Consider the following 22,372-nt stretch of genomic DNA (forward strand, 5'->3'; position numbering starts at 1 on the left):
TTCACTGAACATCGACTACACCATCCCGGCTGAAAAAGCACAGACAGTCCTCTTAGGAAAACCGGAAGGGAAATACACCCAAACAGTAACCTATACCGCTACAACCAACTAATTCCTCCGGCGTTGAGCCTCTCGGCGCTCAGGAAAAATACCCAAAAAGGTCCGGCACTCCAGCCCGGACCTTTTTCTTTTCTTCTGCCTTTCTCACGAAGCACCTCGCAACCCGCAACCCGCAACCCGCACCTTGCACCTTGTCAGTTCGAGTGTTTTTCCGAAGCGCAGCGTAGGAACAATCACCGACAACCGACAACCAACCACCGACCACTCACCACTCGCAACCCGCAACCCGCAACCCGTACCCCCGTCATTGCGAGGAGGCGCCAGCCGACGAAGCAACCCCCTGAACGGCAGCGCTCCTTTGAAAACCCGCAATCACTCAATTACTCCCCACTCCTCTCCTCTGACCACCCACTCCTCACTTCCGATCACCGGCCACCCGCCACCGTTCACCGTTCACCGACCACCGATCACCGACCACCTCGCAACCCGCAACCCGCAACCCGCACCTTGCACCTTGTCAGTTCGAGTGTTTTTCCGAAGCGCAGCGTAGGAACAATCACCGACCACTGACCACCCCGCAACCCGCAACCCGTACCCCCGTCATTGCGAGGAGGCCTCAGCCGACGAAGCAACCCCCTGAACGGCAGCGCTCCTTTGAAAACCCGCAACCCGCACCTCGCAACCCGCAACCCGCACCTCGCAACCCGCAACCCGCAACCCACACCCTGCGCCCCGCACCAAAAAAATCCGTAACTTTGCCCCGCAAAAACACATTTTTCCACCGCGCCTCTGCCTTCCTCACCCCTGCAGCCGCCGGTTTATAAATGAACACAACATGATCCCGACTACAATACAATCCTGGCTTCGGCGCCGCACCGCCGCCCCCTTGGCTGCCGTTCTGATCCTGACCCTCTGGGCCTGTGGCCCCAAAAAAAACATGGTCTATCTGGAGAAAAATGACTACCAGCAGGCCGTGTCCCAGGCCGTCTATCAGGGAACCCGCCTCCAGACCGGCGACCTGCTCGACATTAAAGTCTCCGCTTTTGATGAATTTGCCGTTCGCCCCTTCAACCAGGCCACCATGTACAAAACAGCCAGCCCAAATGAAGTGCTGAATAATACCACCAACCAGAATGCTCCCCAAGGTTACCTCGTGGATGCCGATGGCTATATTAGTTTCCCGGTCCTGGGGCGCCTCCACGTCGCCGGCCTCGGCCGCCAGCAGCTCCAGGAAGACCTCGAAGGACGCTTAAAAGCCTATCTGACGGATCCCATGGTCACCGTGCGTCAGCTCAACTTCAATGTCACCGTTCTCGGCGAAGTGAACAAGCCCGGCCAGTATACCAGTGATAATGAGAAAATTAATCTCTTCCAGGCCTTGGGCCTTGCCGGTGACATGACCCAATACGGTGATCGCACCAATGTTAAGCTCGTGCGCAACGTCAATGGCACGGAGCAGACCTATACCCTCGACTTTACCGATGCGGGCCTTACCAAATCGCCCGTCTATTATTTGCAGCAGAATGATGTGCTCTACGTCCAGCCGGATGAAACCAAAAAAGTCGTTGCCAATACCAATCCCAACCGCACCCTCGTTCTCTCGCTCGTCGGTGTCGGTATCACCCTCGCTTCACTCTTAATCAATGCCTTCAAATAACCGCATGGAGATGGACTTCCTCCCGGAACACCAGCCGGAACAAAAAATTGATCTTAAAAAAGTAATCGGCCGCTACCGCAAGAAATGGCCGTGGTTCCTGGGCTCATTGTTATTATGCTTGGTCGCTGCCTGGCTCTACCTGCGCTATGCACCTGTCATTTATCAGACCCGCGCTTCTGTTTTTGTGGCCAAAGCTTCCAAGAAAGGAGGCTCCGGCGGCCTCACCGATCTGCAAAACATTTCCCTCACCGGCGGCCTCAGCGAAACCGATATCGAAGACGAAATTTCCATGCTCAAAGCAAAGCCGCTTATGCTGCGTGTGGTCAAAGAACTGAACCTCGATATGCAGTTTATTTATGAAGGAAATGTGCGCACCAACGAACTCTTTTCCGACGGGCCGCTCGACGGCAAGGTTACCCACCTGCGCGAACCCCGGAAATTTAAACAGCAGGCCTACACGATCCGTCCGGCCAGCAATACCAGCTTTAAACTCAGTGCCGAAGGAAAGCCGGACCGTATTTTCCGTTATGATGTTCCCGTGCAGGAAGAGTTTGGAACTTTTGTCGTGTCACGACACCCGGCCGTAGAATTCAAAAGCCCGCTAAAATTAGTAGTGCGCAACGCCGCTTTGGCCGCCGAAGACTTGGAGCGCAGCCTCACCTTGGGCGTACCCGGCAAAAACTCCGCCGTCATCGAAATGTCGCGCAATGGTGAAAACCCCGATAAATCGGAAGCGGCCCTCAACGAGCTGATCCGCCAGTTCAACCTCGATGCCATTGAAAACAAAAACCAGGAAGCCGAAAATACCGCCAAGTTTATCGATGAGCGCCTCGACCTCATTACCCGTGAACTGGGGACCATTGAGAGCCAGAAGGAAGCCTTCAAACGCTCCAACCAGATCACCGATCTTGAGACCCAGGCCAAACTCTCCGTTGAAAATGCCAACGAAGCCACCAAAAAGATCATGGACGTCGGCACCCAGCTCGAGATGGTCAACTCTGTCCTGGCCTTTGCCAACTCCGCCAACAATGAACAGCTGCTGCCTTCCAATATGGGCATGCCCGCCGGTCTGGACCAGCTGATCTCCGACTATAACCAGCTCGTCCTCACCCGCAACCGCACCCTGCGTCAGGCCACCCCGGCCAACCCCGCCGTCCAGCAGTTCAACCGTGATATTGCCGCTACGCGCAATTTGGTGCGCGACAACCTCGTGAAGACCCGCGCTACGTTGCAGAATACCTTGTCTGATTTGCAGGCGCGCGTCACTGAATCCCGTGAAAGCATCACCAAATTCCCGGGTCAGGAGCGCCAGTTCCGGAACATTGACCGCCAGCAAAACATTAAGGAAGCGCTTTACCTCTACCTCTTACAGAAACGCGAAGAGACATCCATCTCTTTGGCTGTTACGACTCCGAAGGCGCGTGTTGTCAATCCGGCCTATACTGTAGCACAGCCGGTCGCTCCTAAAAAACAGATCATCTATCTTGGCGGCTTCCTGCTCGGCCTGCTGTTGCCCTTCCTTGGTTTCTATGGCTACTTTGCCTTTGATACCAAAGTGAAAACCAAAAAGGATCTTTCTGATGCCCTGCCTGATGTGCCCGTCCTGGCGGAGGTACCCACCGTGGGGAAGGATGACTCTGACCTCATGGGTAAAAATGACCTTTCCGTCTATGCTGAAGCCTTCCGCATCCTGACCGCCAACCTGAAGTTCATGCTCACCAAAATCTCGGGCACCGCGCCGGTCATCCTCTTCACCTCCTCCGTGAAAGGCGAAGGCAAAACCACCGTGTCGGTGAACTCCGCGCTCAGCCTGGCCAGTACCAAAAAAGTACTCCTCATCGGCGCCGACCTCCGCAACCCGCAACTGGAACGCTATATTGTTCCCGGCCCGCAAGGCCTCTCCGATTACCTGGCAGATGCCACCGTCCATACCGATGATATCATTCACCCGTCCGGCCTCACCCCGAATCTGGACACCATCAGCAGCGGTACCATTCCGCCGAATCCAACCGACCTGCTGGAAGACAGCCGCCTCGCGGACTTGCTCACTGATTTGCGTCAGCGCTATGACTACGTCCTCATCGACTCCGCCCCGCTCATGATGGTCAGTGATTCCTTCCACATCCTGCGTCATTCCGATGTCCTGGTGTACGTCGTCCGTGCCCGCTACACCGAAAAAGAACTGCTCGATTATGCCGGCACCGTCGCCAAAGACGACAACGTTTCCCGCATGGCCCTCGTCCTTAACGATGTCGATAAAGATGAAATGCGCTACGGCTACGGTGGCAAATACGGCTACGGCTACCACGACGAAACCAAAAAACCCTGGTGGAAATTTTAACAAAATGCAAATTCGCAAATATGCAGATCTGCAAATACGCAAATAAGCAAATCAGCAAATCAGCCAGATATAAATAAAATAAGTTAAAACATAAAAGCAAATTCGCAGATATGCAGATTCGCTTAATCAAGACTAAATATACGAGAGTAGTTAAAGCGGAACGAGGCAAATTCGCAGATCCGCAAATCCGCCCCGTTAGAAATAAGATAAGTTAAAACGTAAAAAACAAATACGCAGATACGCAAATACGCGAATAGGCAGATATGCAAATATGCAGATTCGCAAATCCGCCCTGTAACACATGACTGTCCAAACTTATAGAGAGCTCGACGTCTGGAAAAATTCCATGACACTTGTTGAAGATATATACAAAATGTCTTTTGGCTTCCCTAAAGAGGAAATGTATGGCTTAACTTCTCAAATACGCCGGTGCGCTGTTTCAATTCCTTCAAACATTGCCGAAGGTTTTATGCGCAGGAGTACCAAAGAGTTTATGCAATTTATTTATATTGCGCTTGCCTCCCTCGGAGAACTGGATACGCAATTGGAAATTGCGGTGCGTCTGCAATATCTCGAACGGGCTGCAGCTATCCTGCAAAACATCGAAATAATAAGAAAACAGTTATATGCTTTAAACAGATCTTTGAAAGCAAAACTTTAACCCATCACCAACCACCGACCACCGACCACTAATCACCGACCACCAACTCCATGAACCAATCACCGACCACCGACCACCGACCACCGACCACCGACCACCCACTACTCAATAAAAAAATTCTCATCACCGGCGGCGCCGGCTTCATCGGCTCCAACCTCACCGAAAAGTTCTTAGAGCTGGGAGCGGTCGTTACCTGTCTGGACAACTTCGCTACCGGCCATCGCCACAACATTGCGCCTTTCCTCAGCAATCCGAACTATACCTTGATCGAGGGGGACATCCGGAATCTGGATACCTGTCGGGAGGCATGCAAAGATCAGCAATTTGTCCTGCACCAGGCTGCTCTTGGCTCCGTGCCTCGCTCCATTAACGATCCGATTACGAGCAATGAGGTGAATGTGAGCGGCTTTCTCAACATGCTCGTCGCGGCACGTGATGCCAAAGTCAAGCGTTTCGTCTATGCCGCCAGTTCCAGCACCTACGGAGATTCTACAAGCCTGCCCAAGGTGGAAGATGTGATTGGCAAACCGCTCTCGCCCTATGCCATCACCAAGTATGTCAATGAACTGTACGCGGATGTCTTTGCGAAAACCTACGGAATGGAATGCATAGGCCTTCGGTACTTCAATGTCTTTGGCCGCAGACAGGATCCCAACGGCGCTTATGCCGCCGTCATCCCCAAGTTTGTCATTCAACTCATGAACCATCAAAGTCCGACCATCAATGGCGCCGGCGATTACTCACGAGACTTTACTTATATCGACAATGTCATCCAGATGAATCAGCGGGCCATGCTGACAGAAAATCCGGCTGCCGTCAATACGGTATATAATACCGCTGTGGGCGACCGTACTACCATCAAAGACATGGCCCAACTCCTTAAGCAGTATTTAAGCGAATACGATCCGGCCGTCAGCGACGTAGAAATCTTGCACGGTCCTGTTCGTGCAGGTGACGTGCCCCACTCCAAAGCCAGTATCGCAAAAGCCCGGGATTTACTGGGTTACGAACCCAGTCACATATTTGCACAAGGGCTCAAAGAAGCCGTAACATGGTACTGGGAAAACCTTAAAAGCACAAGACAGTAAAAACAGATAAAAAAACACAAACATATATTATGACTCACAAAATTGCCGTCATCGGCCTTGGTTATGTAGGCCTTCCCCTTGCAAGGTTGTTTGCCACAAAATTTCCTGTAGTGGGATTTGACATTAATACCAAAAGAGTAGCCGAACTCAATGCTGGCCACGACGACACCCTTGAAGTATCAGATGAGCTGTTGCAGTCGGCGCTTGTTGCGGTCAATCCCTTTGCTGATCTAAATGCAGGAGAGGGACTGTATTGCTCTGACAATCTTGACGATATTGCTGATGCTAATATTTACATTATTACGGTACCTACGCCTGTAGATAAGAACAACAGACCGGTATTGACTCCGCTTATAAAGGCAAGCGAAACCGTAGGACAGGTTATTAAGAAAGATGACATCGTCATTTACGAATCTACCGTTTATCCAGGCGCGACGGAGGACGACTGTATTCCTGTTGTTGAGAAGGTAAGCGGGATGACGTATAATGTAGACTTTTTTGCAGGATATTCGCCGGAGCGTATTAACCCGGGAGATAAGGAGCATACCGTAGAGAAAATTAAAAAAGTGACCAGTGGTTCCACACCTGAAATCGGTAAAGTAGTAGATGATCTTTACAGCTCTGTTATAAGTGCCGGCACCCATCTGGCTCCGACGATTAAAGTGGCCGAGGCTGCCAAGGTGATCGAGAATTCCCAGCGCGACATCAACATCGCTTTTGTCAATGAGTTGGCCAAGATATTCAACCTTATGGACATCGATACCCATGCGGTGCTCGAAGCAGCCGGGACCAAATGGAATTTCCTTCCCTTTAAACCGGGCTTGGTAGGCGGTCACTGTATTGGCGTGGACCCGTACTACCTCGCGCAGAAGGCGCAGGAGTATGGCTATCATCCGGAAATCATTCTGGCCGGTCGTCGCCTGAATGACTCTATGGGTAAATATGTTGCAGAACAAGTACTAAAGGCCATGATCAGAAAAGGCATTAATCCGTGTGGCGCTAAAGTGCTAAATTTAGGAATTACCTTTAAGGAAAACTGCCCAGATGTACGAAATACCAAGGCTGTCGATGTAATTCGAAACTTAGAAGCGTACGGCTTAGAGGTAACTACATTTGACCCATGGGCGGATCCCGACGAGGTAATGCATGAATATGAGATTATTTCTCATTCACAATTTAAAACGGAGCACTTAAAACCATCAAGAAAATATGATGTAATCATAATAACAGTCGCGCATGATGCCTTTAGAAAATTAAATTTATTAGAATATCTTAAAGAGATAAATATTATATATGACGTCAAGGGTATTATAGAATCAACGGCTGAGAAAACATCTATAAGATTATAGACAAAACTTTTCTTTAGCTCCCACAAATGGATATTAGAAAGACTGTAGTATCAGGTATCAAATGGTCCTCAATAAGCAATATTGGGCTGGCAATACTGCAGTTGATACAAATCAGCATTCTTACTAGGTATTTACCAAAGGAAGACTTTGGTTTATTAGCAATCGCAGTCTTTTCTGTTAATTTTACGAACATCTTTGTTGAAATGGGTATTTCAACTGCCATTTTATTTAAGCAAAATATTACCCAGAAGCAATACAGCAGCTTATATTGGCTAAATAATTTTATCGCGATAATATTATATATATTTATATATACCGCTTCACCTTTAGTTGCACAATTTTATAATCAACCAAAAGTCGAAAACATAATTAGAATATTAGCTTTTAATATCATTTTAATGGCTATCGGACAACAACACAGAGTTATACTTCAAAAGAAGTTAATTTTTCATACCCTGGCAAAAGTTGATCTGATCGCATATACCGTAGGCTTAATTACTGCAGTAACTATGGCAATATCTGGTTACGGAGTCTACAGTTTGGTATTTTCCACAATTAGCACTTCGGCAATTTCGTCATCACTGCTGATATATATTCGCAGAAAACAGGAACCGATTTTACTACATTTCAAAATGAGCGAAATCAGAGATTTTTTGACAATCGGAACTTATAGTCTAGGTAGCAACATATTAGATTTTCTCTCGAGGGAAATAGATCTAATTTTAATAGGTAAATATTTTGGCCCACGCACCTTGGGCATTTATTCGTTGGCTAAACAAATAAGCTTAAAACTATATTCAGTTGTTATTCCTATCGTATTTAGTGTTTTTAATCCTCTGCTAGCTTCAATGAACCGCGAGAAAAAAAAGGTTGAATACTATTATCTTAAAGTTTTGCACATGATTTCCCACACTACAATACCATTCTACTTAATTGTCGCACTATGCTCTCGCGAAATTCTGACGATATTATATGGGAAAGAATATGAAACAGCTTATTATATCTTGGCTTGTTTAGCAATTTTTCAAGCATGCTTTACACTCGTAAAACCAGCTGGCAGCCTTCAAATTGCCACTGGTAGAACTGATGTAGGTTTCATATGGACGATCATCAGAAATGTTTTAACAGTAACAGTTTTACTCTTCGTTATTAAAAGTGAAAATATCGACGCAGTAGCAACATCTTTAGCAGTTTTAAGCTGCGGATTTCTATTTCTTATGTACAGGTTGCAAATAAAAAGAATGACCAAAATTACATTCAGAACATATTTACAGCAATTCCTCTCTCCTTTATTATTACTTGTTACTATAACAACTTTAAATCTTTTCTGGATAGATGGATATACTATTTCAAACAATATTTTTATCAGCTTAATAATTAAAATTATGACAGGTTTGATAACTTATTTCGCAGTCTTATTTATGATAGGAGAATTAAAAATAATTAAAATAAAAGCGCTTTTTCGAAATGAAAATAGGTGATATAAATTCCTTTTTGTATTTGGGTTATTTTTTAGATTTTCAGAATTCTAAAAACATAATTGAAACAGGAGACTTTTCCAGTAAACAGAATGAGTTATCAAAATTGGATGAAAATGATCTTCTTAGCTTAGCAAAAACGGCATGGTTTAGAACTTTCGAAGAATTGTTCTCCAATAAAAGTTTAAACGTTGTACCAATTAGCGGCGGTATAGACAGCAGGGCAGTTCTTGCAACTCTTCAGGAGTTTACTGAAAGTTCTAATATATATACATATACATTTGGGACCGAAAACACTTTAGATTTTGAAATTGGAAATTTAGTTGCTAAAAAGCTCCAAACCAAACATAGAACTTTTTCTTTTAGTAATTACAAATTTTCTACGCAAAAAGAAATAGAAATTTCTAAGAGAACGCATCATCAGACATTTTTATTTCATCATCCGCCTTTAGAAGAACTGGATAAACTTTATTATGGCGCAAACATCTGGTCTGGTTACATGTTAGACTGGATAGCAGGTTCTCACTTACCTGCTAAGGGAGCTGAAACACCAACGGCTGCGAGAGAAAAAGTATTAAAAAAAGAACGGTTTGTAAAATCTGCAAATCTTACTTGCGCAACCGAATCACAAATAGCAGCATTATACGATCTGCCTGATCGTAATCCTGGCATTTCATACGAAGAATTAATAGAAGTTTATAACAGATACCCGAAATATATAGCACCAAATATCTTATATGAAGGTTACCAATTTATTCTGCCAGGCAATAGTCGCAATCTCTTTAATTTTTACTTTAATTTGCCAAACAGATATAGAAGAAACCAGACACTATATAAAAAATTTGTTTTCACCGAGTTTCCAAAAATATTTGCATTACCTTTAAAGCAGTTTCATGGCTTGCCGAGCGACCATAGTATGTTAAGGCTTAATTATGCTCGCCTTAAGAATAAAATCAGAAACAAAATGAACCTGCTAAATCGAACCTCAATCAATCCACAAATAAATTATATGGATTTCAACACAGGAATTCGCCAAAGAGAGGATTTAAGAACTACAATTCATGATAATTTGATGGATTTAGCAAAAAGGGATATTGTACCTTGGATTGATTTGCCACAGATTTATAATGATCATATTAACCAGAAGGGTAATTATGCTGATGCCCTCATAACTCTCGCATCCCTTGAGATTCATATAAAAGCCGGAAAACAATTATGACAAAGATTCTATACTTATCAGGCTCACAAATCCCATCAAAATCGGCAAATAGTGTACACGTGATGAAGATGTGCCAAGCCCTAGCTAATGAAGGATGCACTGTTAAACTCACTGGTATGGGAACAAGTAAGGAAGATCTGTACAAGTTTTATGATGTCGCAGCTAAATTCAAGACAGCAGTAAGTTCACCACAAAGAAATAATATTTTACGTTTCTTCGCTTACAATTGGTTATGTTTTAAGGAAATTGCACAAAGTCGTAATACAGTAGTTTATCTTAGATACTTCTATCCCCTATTATGGTGTATAATATTTAGGAAAAAAGTAATAGTTGAATTCCATGGGATATCGCATAATAGATTTATAAAGTGGCTTATTAATATCTTATTACGTTCAGAAAAACTTGTAACTGCGGTCTTCATTACCGAAAAACTACTTCTCGAGTATCAAAAAATGTTTAAACTCGAGCAAGAGCGATGTCTAATTCTATCTGATTGTGCAGACAAAGTAGACGTTCCTGAAAATGGAACAAATCGTAAAAATATAGGATACGTTGGTCATTTATATGGTGGCAGAGGAATTGAGATAATCATTGAGGTTGCAGTTCTTTTGCAAAATTATACGTTTCACATAATAGGTGGACATCCGGGTGATGTTGAAAAGTACCGTGCAATATCTCCTACCAATATAAAATATTATGGTTTTAAAACTCAGGCAGAACTCAAGGAAGTTTACAAGCACTTTAGTATAGCGCTTGCTCCTTACCAAGAAAAGGTCAGCATTGAAAAAAAAGGTGCCGATAATGCTAGATGGATGTCACCAATGAAAATATTCGAATATATGGCAAACAAAAAAGTTATAATTATGTCCGATCTCCCGGCTTTACGAGAAATTGGATTACACACTAAAGATTTCTTAATGGTGGACGCTAAAGATTCTAGTCAATGGAAGAAGGCAATCGAAACGCTTAATAATGATTCTGATTTATTTGATGACATAAGGGAACATTCCTATAAAACTTTCCTAGCAAAATATACTTGGAGTTCACGTGCAAAAAGAATAACTGACGCGATAAGTTTGAAAAAGTGAATATATTTCTCTTATTATACCTCCTTCTGTTACTTATAACAGTAATACAACTGAATTACAATCAAAACCGCACCTTCTATATAAGGATCGGATGGTTTTTCTCTATTCTAACTTTTCTTTATTACGCGCTACCCATACTAATAGTATTATATCTTCCTGCTACCGTACAACAAATAACTTCACGGGATTTCACTGCGGATCTGATTTTACACATATCGCAGATATTAGTTGTTGCACAGTTTTCATTTTTATTAAGTGAAGCCGTATGTGCATATTCTTTTAAAAACGCGAAAACAACAATAAAAGCTTATCCTTACAGCAATTATATTCTATTACTTTTACTAATAACTGGTTATTGCCTCTTCTTTTATAGATGGACTTCCGTTGGAGGCTACGGAGCCATACTGCAGATGGCCAGAGCAGAATATATAAACGAAGTTGCCGCTGAAAGCAGCTTACTATCTCGCTACGACATTATAATAACGATTCTGTCGGTATTGCTAGCTTATAATATTGCGGTTGACAAAACTTATTTAAGAAATAATAACGCACTAATATTCTTCTATTTTATATTTTTATTGTTAACCTTATTGATGGGAACAAGGTTAAATTTAGTAAATTACCTATTAGGTTTCTTTGGAACTTTTTTTATACTCAACAAAAACTTTTTATTAAAAAACAGAGGTAAACTCACGGTAGCAGCTTCTGCAATTATTCTATTTTTGACTATTTATCAAACTGTGCGTGGCGATATTGCTAACTATTTTGCTACGGATTCGTTCAGTATAAGTAGAGAAAACATTACTCTTGTCCCCACTGAATTTTTTACAGGTATACTATCAGAAAGCCATTTGAGCGTTATCCCAGATATAAATAATGAACACTCTTATTTTACTCGCCTGCTTCCAAAATCGATTAAAAATTTTCTCCAACTTGAGAATTACGACACATATGCAGTCGAAATTGCTTCTAAGTCCCGTTTTTCCAGTGGAAATGTCGTGTATACCGTGCCTTATGCGACCGACGTTTTTCACGGCTCTGCAGATGATTTATTTCTATTCCTAATAACCAGTACAATAATATATATTACATTCTCATATATTGCCCATGCATTCAGCAAAACAAATTTAATGTGCTTAGTGCTTTTATATTTCATAATTTATAATGTGTTTCGGGCTGAAGGTCCGATCTGGTTTTCTAAATTTTATTTAAATTACTTTTTACTATATTTAATAACTCTGCTTATTGGCAAACGCAATGTTATTACAACAAATTCTTAATATAAAAATAAATGAAGCAAAATTTAACAGTTAATTTACAAGGATTACTTGTTATTACCATAGATTCCGGCTTGGAAATCACAAATCGAATTGATGAATTTTTACGAAGTTTCGACTCTAAGGAAAAATCAGCATATCAGAGGATAACCATTAAAAAAGTACAAGCATTACCGACTTCATTACATAGAGAATATTCAGATAATATTTATATTAATTCCGAATCTTTAATAGACCTTAATTATGGCATTGAGGTTATATTAAAAGAAAATGAAATTATTTTAAACACTAAGTATAGATATATTGAATGGTTAATGTATATGATTCAGATAGCTCTTTTAAGAACAGACAGCGTATTAATACATGGTGCTGCTGTCGCCAAAAATGGAAAAGCAATTCTTTTCCCTTCTTGGGGAGGAGTAGGTAAGACGGCCATTCTTAATGATTTTGTAAAGAAATACAACTACCAAGTAATCGGAGATGATTTATTTATTCTTACAAAGAATGGAAAAATACTATCCTTCCCTAAGCCTATGGTATTATACCCGTACCATAAAAATCTTTTTCCTGACTTATTTAAAAAATCTCCGACATTACTTCCCGACGCTCTAAATAAAACAGTATCTAGGCTAGTTCCTAAGATTAAAAAACTTCTTTCTCCTTTCCCGATTTTAATGAATTTTGCACGTAATAATAACCCACAAGTGAAATGGGCGTTGCCAACGGAAGTATTTGGCGTTGAAAATATTGCTAATGAAACTGACGTTGAGAGAGTGTATTGGTTAGAACGTTTTAAAGGTGAAACCGTAAGGAATGACTGCAACGATGCTATATTTTCTCAAATTTTAGGAAGTACTGTTAACGAGTTTGATCAGAGAGTAGTATTCTGCGTAAATATTTTAATGGGACTTGGCGTGCTCGATAACAAAGTATATCTAATTAAGTGGGATCAGGTATTGCGAAATGGTTTAGAAAAAGCAAAAAAAGGTAAAATAAATATTAGTAGTGAGGTTAGTATTGATGAAATAGGCTCACTTGTTCACCAAATGCTCTAGTCAATTTTATAACTCATTGCAAATGGAAAAAATTCCCTTACTCCTAGCGACCGAAAAAAGATATTTTCTCAACAACGACGACGACATTGTAGATATTGACAATACTAGATCATATCAGTTTTGGGCAAGATATTTACAGGTCTTTAATCACGTAATCGTTATTGCGCGAGTTAGCGCAAAAGTTGTTGATAGAGCACCAAACGTTGAAGGCGAAGGCGTTAGCATCTTTCCGTTGGAAGACTTTCAGGGTCTAAAAGAAACAGCGATTACATACAGGAAAACATATCTACGAATTCAGCAACTTTTACTAAATCTAAACCACGCTGCGATATTGCTCAGATTACCAGGAACAATTGGCAATATAGTAGCAAGCCTCTGCATTAAGAATAATCTTAAATACTCTGTGGAATTAGTAGGAGATCCTTATGAGGTTTTTCGCGCAAAAGACAACCTGTTATTTAAAGCATTAGCATATTATCAAAAAATTAAACTTCGAAATATTATACGGAATTCCTCAGGCGTATCTTATGTAACTCAGTACTATTTACAGAACGTTTATCCCTGTGCTGGTTATCAGACACATTATTCAAGTATACAACTTAATAGGAGTTTTTTGCAAGTTAAACAGCAGTCCAGTAATTCTAAACTTTTACTGATCGGCGTAGGCTCTCTCGAATTTAGGTATAAGGGTGTTGATGTGTTACTCCACGCTTTGAAGATGTTAAAGGATGAAAATATTGATTTTTCTTTGGTATGGTTAGGTGATGGAAAATTGCTCAGTGAATACCAAGGTTTAGCAAATAGATTAGAACTCGACGATAAAATTAAGTTTGAGGGTAGTGTAGATAATGCGTTAATACCGAAATATTTAGCAGCAAATAATATTTTTGTTATGCCAAGTTTGTCGGAAGGGTTGCCCCGGGCATTGATCGAAGCGATGGCCTCAAGCCTTATATGTATTGGATCAAATGTTGGAGGAATTCCAGAATTACTATCAAAAACTTGTCTTTTTGAACCAGGAAAAAGCCTGTCATTGTTTTCAAAACTAAAAGAGGTAAAAACAGATTATTACTATTTCCTCCAAACTTCTCATCGGAACTATGAAATAGCGATGGAATATTTACCTGAAAAATTAAATGAGAGGAGAATAAAATTCTTTAAATCGATCAATGTAAATACCTTAAAGTGAGAATAATCAGGACTTCCACTGTTCCTTTATCATTAAATGCTCTGCTAGGTGGGCAGCTCAAATTTTTGAGTAAGCACTTTGAAGTGATAGGCGTTTCTTCACCCGGTCTAAATCTTGATCTTGTTAAAAACAGAGAAGGTTGCCGTGTTATTGCTGTTGAAATGCAGAGAAATATTTCTCCGCTTAATGATGTGATTGCCCTGTATAAGCTATTTTGCATCTTAAAAGTCGAGAAACCTGTCCTAGTGCATTCTATTACACCAAAAGCTGGCTTGCTAACTATGCTTGCCGCTCGGCTTTCTGGTGTGCCAATTCGTGTTCATACATTTACAGGACTTATATTTCCTACTCGGCAGGGATTTGTTCGACGTTTGCTTATATTAACAGACAGAATTCTTTGCTGGGCCGCTACTAATATATACCCTGAGGGACAGGGAGTAAAAGATGATTTGCAAAAGTTTGAAATAACAGAAAAACCGCTTAATGTGCTAGCTAATGGAAATGTTAACGGGATCGACACCACTTATTTTTCCACTACCACTATTGAAGAACAATCGGCAGCGCAGTTAAAAGCAGAGCTCGGAATTTCCTCAGAAGATTTTATCTTTATCTTCGTTGGCCGTCTTGTAGGTGACAAAGGGATCAACGAACTCATTACCGCTTTCTCAAAAATCAGCAAATCAGCAGATCAGCAAATCAGCAACAGTTGCAAGCTTCTCCTCGTAGGGCCGGTAGAGGCCAAACTAGATCCCTTGCTGCCCGAAACGCTGAACCACATTGAAATTAATCCGAATATTATTTCCGTCGGCTTTCAACAGGATGTCCGCCCTTACTTTGCCATCGCTGATGCCCTGGTGTTCCCCTCCTATCGCGAAGGTTTTCCTAATGTCGTCATGCAGGCCGGTGCTATGGAATTGCCGGCTATTGTAACCGATATCAACGGCTGCAATGAAATTATTATCCATGGAAAAAATGGTCTCATCATCCCGCCGAAAGATTCAAATGCACTTTTCAACGCGATGCTGCAACTATGGGAAGATAAAACTCTATACGCGCAATTAAAGCGAAACGCAAGACCTATGATTACGAGCCGGTACGAACAGCAAGTGGTCTGGGATGCTTTATTGGCAGAATACAATCGCTTGATCTTAGAATATAAAAATAAAAAAGGTGTATAAAATAGTGTTCAAAAGAGTAATGGATTTCCTGTTTGCCCTCTTGGGCCTCATCCTCCTCAGCCCCATTTTCCTAGTGATAACCATTGCCTTAACCCTTGCCACCGCCGGCCAGCCCTTCTTCTTCCAGGCCCGCCCCGGCCTGCACGGACGCATTTTTCGCATCGTTAAGTTTAAAACTATGAACGATAAAAAAGATAGAAACGGTCATCTGTTGCCGGATGCAGACCGGCTCACCGCTGTCGGCAGTTTTGTGCGAAAAACCTCCCTCGATGAAATCCCCCAACTGCTCAACGTCCTCAAAGGCGATATGAGCCTGGTGGGACCCCGCCCGCTCCTGCCCCAGTACCTGCCGCTCTATTCAGCGGAGCAGGCGCGCCGCCATGAAGTGCGGCCGGGCATTACTGGCTGGGCCCAGGTCAATGGCCGCAATGCCATCAGCTGGCAACAGAAATTCGACTTTGATGTCTGGTATGTGGACCACCTCTCCTTCCTGCTGGACCTGAAAATTATGTGGCGGACCCTGAAAAAAGTAGTCGTGCGGGAAGGAATTTCCCAGGAAGGCCAGGCTACCATGGAAGCTTTTAAAGGAAACGTATGATACTCTACGGCGCCAGCGGCCATGCGAAGGTCGTACTTGATATATTGCAGCAGAACGGCATCGTGCCCGAGCTGATTATAGATGATAATCCAGCCCTTCAGCAACTGGACGGCATACCGGTAACCACAGATCGAACCGCTCTTGTATCGGGTCACCAGGCCATCATCACCATCGGCAACAATCACATTCGCAAAAAGGTTTCAGCACAACTGCCACTTGCCTTTGCTACTGCCATTCATCCTGCCGCTGCCGTCGCCGCATCCGCATTTATAGGTGCAGGCACCGTAGTCATGGCGCAGGCTGCCGTCAACCCCGCTGTTACCATTGGCAATCACTGCATCATCAATACGGGCGCAACCATTGACCATGACTCTATTTTAGAGGATTTTGTCCACATTTCCCCGAATGCTGCCTTAGCCGGAAATGTAACCGTCGGCGAAGGAACCCATATCGGTATTGGCGCCTGCGTGATTCAGGGAATTCAGATTGGCGCCTGGGCAACTATCGGCGCCGGTGCCGTCATCATCCGCGATGTTCCGGCGGGCGCGACCGTCGTGGGCAATCCAGGCCGGATTATTAAAGTGCAATAGAGCCTTTTGCGCCTTCGTTTCATTCTGCACGTTTTCTTCCGACAAGGAATTGTAAATCTGAATTCTATAAAGTGGATACCGCACTCCTCATTCTTTGCCCTCCTGCTCGCCCTATTCTTTCTTCCCGTTCTGGTGATCTATTATATTTTTGAGAAAAACGGACGAAAGCACATAGTAAAAGTAATTCTGCTGACCGCTTTGCTGTATGCCACAGTGCTGTACCTTATATTTCAAGGTCTGGCGAATTATCAGGAAAGTTGAAAAACAATGCGTAGCCACCTACCTTTCAAAAGGGTGATTACCTAAAATCAAATACTCCAAGACTTAAATAGGGTATAGAGCCTGATTCAAAACAATAAAAACAAAAAAAATTACCCTAAGACTATCACAGCATTATTTACCAAGATGTTTTTTCACTGCAGCGGCGGAAGTGCCTGCGGCCTTAACTGCAGCTTTCAATTGTAATGGGGTTACACCAAATTTATCTGACCAATATTTTAACTCCCAGCTTTCGTTCACATTTATTTTCGATGCATCTTGCGGTCTTCTTTTATTTAAATCATCACTCATAATTGCATAGTTATGTATTAATAAAAGTAAATGTAAGAAATATTTACCCTTATCAAATTATGGCTTCCCCCAAAACTTAAAAAAAGAGTCTTTTCACCTTTTATTATGAAGCACACATTTCAATTCTCATTGATATGTACGTTACAGTTGTTGGCTTTTCATACCCATCGAAAGCCTGATTACTGTCTGCCAACACCACACGCGACATGCAGGCCAGGCTTCCAATTAGATCTTAGTCTGTTTTCACCCCACGGCTGTCATGCCGTTCTTTTTCTCTAAATTTAATAGCGTTAACCTTACTGATGCTTCGCTGAAAAATTCATTTTCACATTACTTATTAATATCATTTCGCTTACTTTAAAACTTTGCCATATCTGTCTTCAGCACAACGCAGCCCCTAAAACACCGAATCAATGGCGCTTCTAACTTTCTTTTAAAATACAACTACGGCAAAACCCAAAAAAATTGCCATACTTATAATACATCCCGTATCGCTTCCTCAGCAGCGGTCTCGTCCGCATCCACCCTCCCAGATCTGCATTTCAACCATGCCCGTCGCTTTATTCATAGGCACTTCTCCCGAAATATGAAAAAAAACAAACTTTTAATTTGCCGCTTCAAAATAATTCTTAAGTTTATCACCTGCTAAACAGTCGGTTGCAACGCTAAATAGCACACCGGGCTGCCAGCCTTAAAACAAAACAACACAAATATGAAAACACTTGTATCCTTACTCTTAGGCAGCGGCCTGCTCGTAGCTTCCTACCTGACGATCTTTACACCAAATGCCCTAAAAGCCGAGACCGCCCGCTGCACCGGTTCAGCTTCCTGCTCAGCCTGTACCAATTGTTCCCGCTGCGGCCATTGTGGCGCCGGCGGCAGCTGTGGCGTTTGCCGGGGAAGTTCCTCCGGCCGCCAGGCCTACTCTTACGGAACGAATACCTCCGCACGAAAAAGATCATCCGCCGCGGCCTACACTTCTTCCCGCAGTATAGCGCATCGGTCCTCTGCCCCCTCCTCTCGGACTAAAACGATAGACCGTCCGCTCACCATAGGTACGGCCCTCTACCCTGTCAACGAAATCATCAACGTCCGCAAAGGTCCCGGCACGCAGTATCCCGTCCTTGAAAAAGTAACGCCGCAGTCTGAGCTAATACTGTTGCAGGTTCACCAGGGTTGGTATAAAGTCGAGGTTTCTGCAACCGGCACCGTTGGCTATGTCTTTGCGAATGGCGTTCGCTGATTCACACTTCGATCACCGAAAAGACTTTCGTACACCCGAAACCCTTACTATTAATTATAAATTAACGCAACACGTATGAAAAAACTATTTATTTTTTCCCTGCTCTTCCTCGGCACTATGGGCTTCGCGCAGAAAAAAGAGTACGACCCCAAAATGATGGGCTGTTACAAGGGTTCCGAAGCTAATCAGCAGGTGGACGGCATTTCAAAATATTGGGTCTCCTGCCGCCTGGACAAAGGTAAAAGTGTGTTGCTGTTCGTAGCCATCGACCATGGCCGGGTACAGCAAACCACCGAAAACGGTACCTGGTGGACCGGCAATGGAAAATACTACGAACTGCACAAATATGATAACGTGACCGATGTCTATAATTATGAAGTCCTGAGCAATGGTGATGTCCGCTTCAGATCAATCGAACTCATGGGGCAACAGGACGACACCTACGAGTTTACGGATTATAAGATCGCAGAGGATTAAAAAATGTGAAAATCAGGCAGTGGGCATGACTGCAAATCATTTCTCTTGTTTTTACAAAGGGTATCTGGCCCTTGACTTTAAATGAGCGTTTTTTCTTTTATGACCACATAGGAAGCGTTTAAATATCTTGCAGGTTTAAAACGGTTCGACAACAAAATAATTTTAAATGAAGTCAGAAGGCGCCGGCACGCCGCACGGCGAAATACAGAAAAGCAGGTGCCGGGATGGCGCAATATAAGTTTGGCAAATAGACCTTGAGCGCTACATCTTAAGGCTAGTTCTGCTGAGTGATAATTCATTATAGCATAATGTATATCCGACAAAAGTGTAAGGTGTAAGCTCAAAAAAAGATATGTATATTTGGAAGAGTCATCCTCCGCAAAACGCTGGCCGCGAAATAAAAACCCAACTGTTAATTTGTACATAGCCGATGCCCGATTTGAGTAAAACCTTTCTTTTCAGAATGACTCATATTGAGAACATTCCTCACATTCTTCAATATGGCATCACCCATGCAACCTCAGAAAATGCCAACCCCGCTTTTGTTCCGATAGGCGACAGCACTTTAATTAATGCACGGAATAACTTTTTACTAAATAATGGCCGACGCTTGGGAGCGTACATTCCGTTTTATCTTGGGGTCAGAACGCCAATGCTGTATGTGGTACAACACGGCTTCAATATGGTAGCACCCACACCAGCTGAAAACATTGTGTATTGTGTAACTTCTGTTCAGAAAATTATTGACTTGGGTTTGAACTATATGTTCACCGACGGGCATGCCGTGGATCGCTTCAGTTCACAATACACCGCAGCCAATCTTCAGGATATAGATACAATTCTGGACAAGGCAGCCATTAAGGCCAAATATTGGAAAGATGAATACGATTTGGACAAAAAACGAAGAAAGGAAGCAGAGTTTTTAGTTGCAGGAGATATTGCACCGCAAGCTATTTTGGGCTTTGTAACTTACAATCAAATAGCAAAGGATAAAGTTGTTAACTTTGGTGCACAAGAAGCAAAGGTTTACATTGACCCCAATTATTATTTTTAGGAAATGATACACTACAAAACAGGAAACCTGCTGGACAGCGAAGCAGAAGCATTGGTCAATACCGTGAATACCGTTGGGGTGATGGGTAAAGGAATTGCTTTGCAGTTTAAGAACAGGTTTCCCAACAACTTTAAATTGTATGCCAAAGCATGCAAGAACAAGGAACTGAACGTGGGCCAACTGCTGGTAACTGAAGAAGAAGATTTGCTGTCCGGCAAAAAAATCATCATCAATTTTCCGACAAAAACCACTTGGCGTCTGCCTTCCGAATACCAGTATATTGAATCAGGCCTCACTGCATTAGTGAAGGTAATTGAGGAGAAAAATATTAAATCAATTGCGATTCCGCCTTTGGGTGCAGGCAATGGCGGCCTCGATTGGAACAGGGTAAAGCCGATTTTAGAAAAACAATTGGCAGCAGTTGATAGTGACATTTACATTTATGAACCAAATGCGGCTATACAGGAAGTGCTGAAAAAAGAGAGAGTGAAGCTCACGCCTGCCCGGGCCATGCTGCTTTCTGTTCTATATGAACTGGTTCGAAACGGCGAGTTTGTCTCCGAATTTTCAGCCGAAAAAATTGCGTATTTCCTACAGCGTTTTGGCGCAAAGGAAACCTTTAAGCTGGAATTTCAGCCTAATTTTTACGGGCCCTATTCAGGCAAAGTAAAACACGTACTATATTATCTGAATGGCAGCTACCTGATGGGCTACAGTTCCAAAGATAAAAAACCATTTGAGGAACTGAGCTTAATTACTGATACTGAAGCGGAGGTAGAAGCATTTTTAAATAAGCCCGAAAATGCAGTTCACAAAAAAACAGTAGAAAAAACAAAAGCATTCCTGTCTGGCTATTATTCTCCATTTGGCTTGGAACTGCTGTCAACCATCGACTACATCATTTCTGAGAAGAACACGCGAAATCCTGAAGCAATTACACGGGAACTGGAAAACTGGAGCGGCCGTAAAAAAACCTTATTTACCAATCCGAAATTTGTCGAGATCGCAATTGATAGTCTGGAGATGCATCTTGATTAATGGCAGGATAATACTGAAAGCCGCTTGCAGAGATACCCTATATTACTCTTTCTACTTTATCTTTCGGTCAGAGTCCAATTATTGAACTTCTATACTGTAAATACATATTTAAATATACTCTTCATCTTGTGCAAATTTCAACAAGACACACAGTATAAACATACAATTAAGAAACATGGTTGAAGCAACTTTTAGAGGTACGGGGCAATTAAATGGTCCGGTCCCCATTAATAAAACTATTGAAGTAGACGAACAAACTGCTAAAGATTTAGGAAGCTTAAAAAGAGATGAAGTTAAACTTGCAATTCTGGCAATGCATTATCCGGGTGTAAAAGTTAATCCTCGAAACATTTCCGTAAATATAAAGCGAATTAATAAAAAAGAAGACTATAATGTTTATGGGAAATTTGTAAAAAGGAATAGTCCAAAATCTTTCAGCATCTTAAATATACTTTCTTGGATTGTGTTCTTACCCTTCAAATTGGCGTGGTGGTTATTAAAAAGCATCTGGAAAAATGGATAATTACATTTACGCTAAATGGCAGATATGAGATATGAACTTAAATATACAGAACTGATTTTCGAAATTATAAATTCAGAAAGATTTAAAAACGGCTTAGAAATAATTAACACCTCCTATCCCAATTTAAAACAGGAAGCACTAATAAGAAATTTAATCCTTGAGGAATTAAACAGTCGCTTTCTTTCAGCAGGAATCACTAATCTGAAGGCATTTGCTGAACATCCAAGAGTTAAAGGGACAAGAATAGACTTATCAATTGTAGATGTAGACACTATCGAAAGCCCTTTTAAGATCGAATTTAAATACCAGTTTTCCAAGGATTGTAACAACATGAAAGATTACTGGAAAGTTGTTGACAGGGATTTCGAAGTTAGAGTAAGTGATCTGTTTATTTTAATAATATCTGATTGGGATGTTCAGGAAAAGAGTTATTTTGACAGTCAATGGGGAATAACTTCGAATTTGTCCAGATACGTTTCAAAAAAAACGGATTGGAAAGCAAATATTATTCAGAACTTTAAGAGATTCGAAAAAGCACAACTTAAAGAGTGTGAAACAATATCAGTAAAAAATCCGTATAGAACTCAATATTATTTTTATCTTCTTTCCAGATAACGGCTCCTGTGACACAACAGTATT

21 protein-coding genes are annotated in these 22,372 nt (G+C 42.3%); 20 read left to right on the forward strand and 1 reads right to left on the reverse strand.

All coding sequences use genetic code 11. The features are described 5' to 3' along the window. Positions 1-895 precede the first annotated feature (895 nt). The 14 genes from MVI27_RS09975 (at position 896) to MVI27_RS10040 (ending at position 16,828) form a co-directional block, all read left to right on the forward strand. Positions 896-1,717 carry a polysaccharide biosynthesis/export family protein gene (locus tag MVI27_RS09975; RefSeq protein WP_246961434.1) on the forward strand — a complete coding sequence of 274 codons (822 nt, stop codon included), beginning with the start codon at positions 896-898 and terminating at the stop codon, positions 1,715-1,717. A gap of 4 nt (positions 1,718-1,721) precedes the next feature. After that, positions 1,722-4,058, forward strand: coding sequence for a GumC family protein (locus MVI27_RS09980; protein ID WP_246961436.1), 2,337 nt, complete (start codon positions 1,722-1,724; stop codon positions 4,056-4,058). Between the two features lie 301 nt (positions 4,059-4,359). Next, positions 4,360-4,719, forward strand: a complete 360-nt coding sequence (locus tag MVI27_RS09985) for a four helix bundle protein (protein WP_266213272.1) — start codon at positions 4,360-4,362, stop codon at positions 4,717-4,719. A 50-nt stretch (positions 4,720-4,769) separates the two neighbouring features. Then, positions 4,770-5,807, forward strand: coding sequence for an SDR family oxidoreductase (locus MVI27_RS09990; RefSeq protein ID WP_246961440.1), 1,038 nt, complete (start codon positions 4,770-4,772; stop codon positions 5,805-5,807). A 29-nt stretch (positions 5,808-5,836) separates the two neighbouring features. Continuing rightward, positions 5,837-7,156: a nucleotide sugar dehydrogenase gene (locus MVI27_RS09995; protein WP_246961442.1), complete on the forward strand. Its 1,320-nt coding sequence runs from the start codon at positions 5,837-5,839 to the stop codon at positions 7,154-7,156. Between the two features lie 26 nt (positions 7,157-7,182). Then, positions 7,183-8,637, forward strand: a complete 1,455-nt coding sequence (locus tag MVI27_RS10000) for an MOP flippase family protein (RefSeq protein ID WP_246961444.1) — start codon at positions 7,183-7,185, stop codon at positions 8,635-8,637. Beyond that, positions 8,624-9,853 (forward strand): asparagine synthase-related protein, encoded by a 1,230-nt coding sequence (locus MVI27_RS10005; RefSeq protein WP_246961446.1) that lies wholly within the window; start codon positions 8,624-8,626, stop codon positions 9,851-9,853. The genes MVI27_RS10000 and MVI27_RS10005 overlap by 14 nt, the downstream gene beginning before the upstream one ends. Beyond that, positions 9,850-10,941: a glycosyltransferase family 4 protein gene (locus MVI27_RS10010; RefSeq protein WP_246961448.1), complete on the forward strand. Its 1,092-nt coding sequence runs from the start codon at positions 9,850-9,852 to the stop codon at positions 10,939-10,941. Before MVI27_RS10005 ends, MVI27_RS10010 begins: the two co-directional genes overlap by 4 nt. 410 nt (positions 10,942-11,351) lie before the next feature. Beyond that, on the forward strand, positions 11,352-12,221 hold the full coding sequence (locus MVI27_RS10015; protein ID WP_246961450.1) for a hypothetical protein: 870 nt from the start codon (positions 11,352-11,354) through the stop codon (positions 12,219-12,221). Positions 12,222-12,232: 11 nt separating this feature from the next. Next, positions 12,233-13,273, forward strand: coding sequence for a hypothetical protein (locus MVI27_RS10020; RefSeq protein WP_246961451.1), 1,041 nt, complete (start codon positions 12,233-12,235; stop codon positions 13,271-13,273). Positions 13,274-13,295: 22 nt separating this feature from the next. Next, on the forward strand, positions 13,296-14,462 hold the full coding sequence (locus MVI27_RS10025) for a glycosyltransferase family 4 protein (protein WP_246961453.1): 1,167 nt from the start codon (positions 13,296-13,298) through the stop codon (positions 14,460-14,462). Between the two features lie 65 nt (positions 14,463-14,527). Further along, positions 14,528-15,640, forward strand: a complete 1,113-nt coding sequence (locus MVI27_RS10030) for a glycosyltransferase family 4 protein (RefSeq protein WP_281432099.1) — start codon at positions 14,528-14,530, stop codon at positions 15,638-15,640. After that, positions 15,633-16,238 (forward strand): sugar transferase, encoded by a 606-nt coding sequence (locus MVI27_RS10035; RefSeq protein WP_246961457.1) that lies wholly within the window; start codon positions 15,633-15,635, stop codon positions 16,236-16,238. The genes MVI27_RS10030 and MVI27_RS10035 overlap by 8 nt, the downstream gene beginning before the upstream one ends. Beyond that, entirely contained in the window at positions 16,235-16,828 is a 594-nt protein-coding gene (locus MVI27_RS10040) for an acetyltransferase (protein ID WP_246961459.1), read from the forward strand. The genes MVI27_RS10035 and MVI27_RS10040 overlap by 4 nt, the downstream gene beginning before the upstream one ends. A gap of 393 nt (positions 16,829-17,221) precedes the next feature. Here the strand turns inward: MVI27_RS10040 and MVI27_RS10045 are convergent, their stop codons facing one another. Next, the gene (locus tag MVI27_RS10045) at positions 17,222-17,398 is read right to left on the reverse strand and encodes a DUF3606 domain-containing protein (RefSeq protein ID WP_246961461.1); all 177 of its coding nucleotides are present in this window, start codon (positions 17,396-17,398) and stop codon (positions 17,222-17,224) included. 712 nt (positions 17,399-18,110) lie between these two features. Here MVI27_RS10045 and MVI27_RS10050 point away from each other — a divergent pair. From MVI27_RS10050 to MVI27_RS10075, 6 genes are all read left to right on the forward strand, one after another. After that, the gene (locus MVI27_RS10050; RefSeq protein WP_246961463.1) at positions 18,111-18,641 is read left to right on the forward strand and encodes an SH3 domain-containing protein; all 531 of its coding nucleotides are present in this window, start codon (positions 18,111-18,113) and stop codon (positions 18,639-18,641) included. Between the two features lie 75 nt (positions 18,642-18,716). Then, on the forward strand, positions 18,717-19,118 hold the full coding sequence (locus tag MVI27_RS10055; RefSeq protein WP_246961464.1) for a hypothetical protein: 402 nt from the start codon (positions 18,717-18,719) through the stop codon (positions 19,116-19,118). Between the two features lie 463 nt (positions 19,119-19,581). Further along, entirely contained in the window at positions 19,582-20,172 is a 591-nt protein-coding gene (gene darT / locus MVI27_RS10060; protein ID WP_246961466.1) for a type II toxin-antitoxin system toxin DNA ADP-ribosyl transferase DarT, read from the forward strand. Between the two features lie 3 nt (positions 20,173-20,175). Further along, entirely contained in the window at positions 20,176-21,210 is a 1,035-nt protein-coding gene (darG, locus tag MVI27_RS10065) for a type II toxin-antitoxin system antitoxin DNA ADP-ribosyl glycohydrolase DarG (protein WP_246961468.1), read from the forward strand. A 175-nt stretch (positions 21,211-21,385) separates the two neighbouring features. Next, positions 21,386-21,733: a hypothetical protein gene (locus tag MVI27_RS10070; protein ID WP_246961470.1), complete on the forward strand. Its 348-nt coding sequence runs from the start codon at positions 21,386-21,388 to the stop codon at positions 21,731-21,733. A 24-nt stretch (positions 21,734-21,757) separates the two neighbouring features. Next, complete coding sequence (locus MVI27_RS10075) at positions 21,758-22,348, forward strand: hypothetical protein (RefSeq protein ID WP_246961472.1); 591 nt, start codon at positions 21,758-21,760, stop codon at positions 22,346-22,348. Positions 22,349-22,372: the final 24 nt, after the last annotated feature.

The sequence above is a fragment of the Chryseobacterium salipaludis genome (assembly GCF_022968825.1).
Taxonomy (GTDB): domain Bacteria; phylum Bacteroidota; class Bacteroidia; order Flavobacteriales; family Weeksellaceae; genus Kaistella; species Kaistella salipaludis.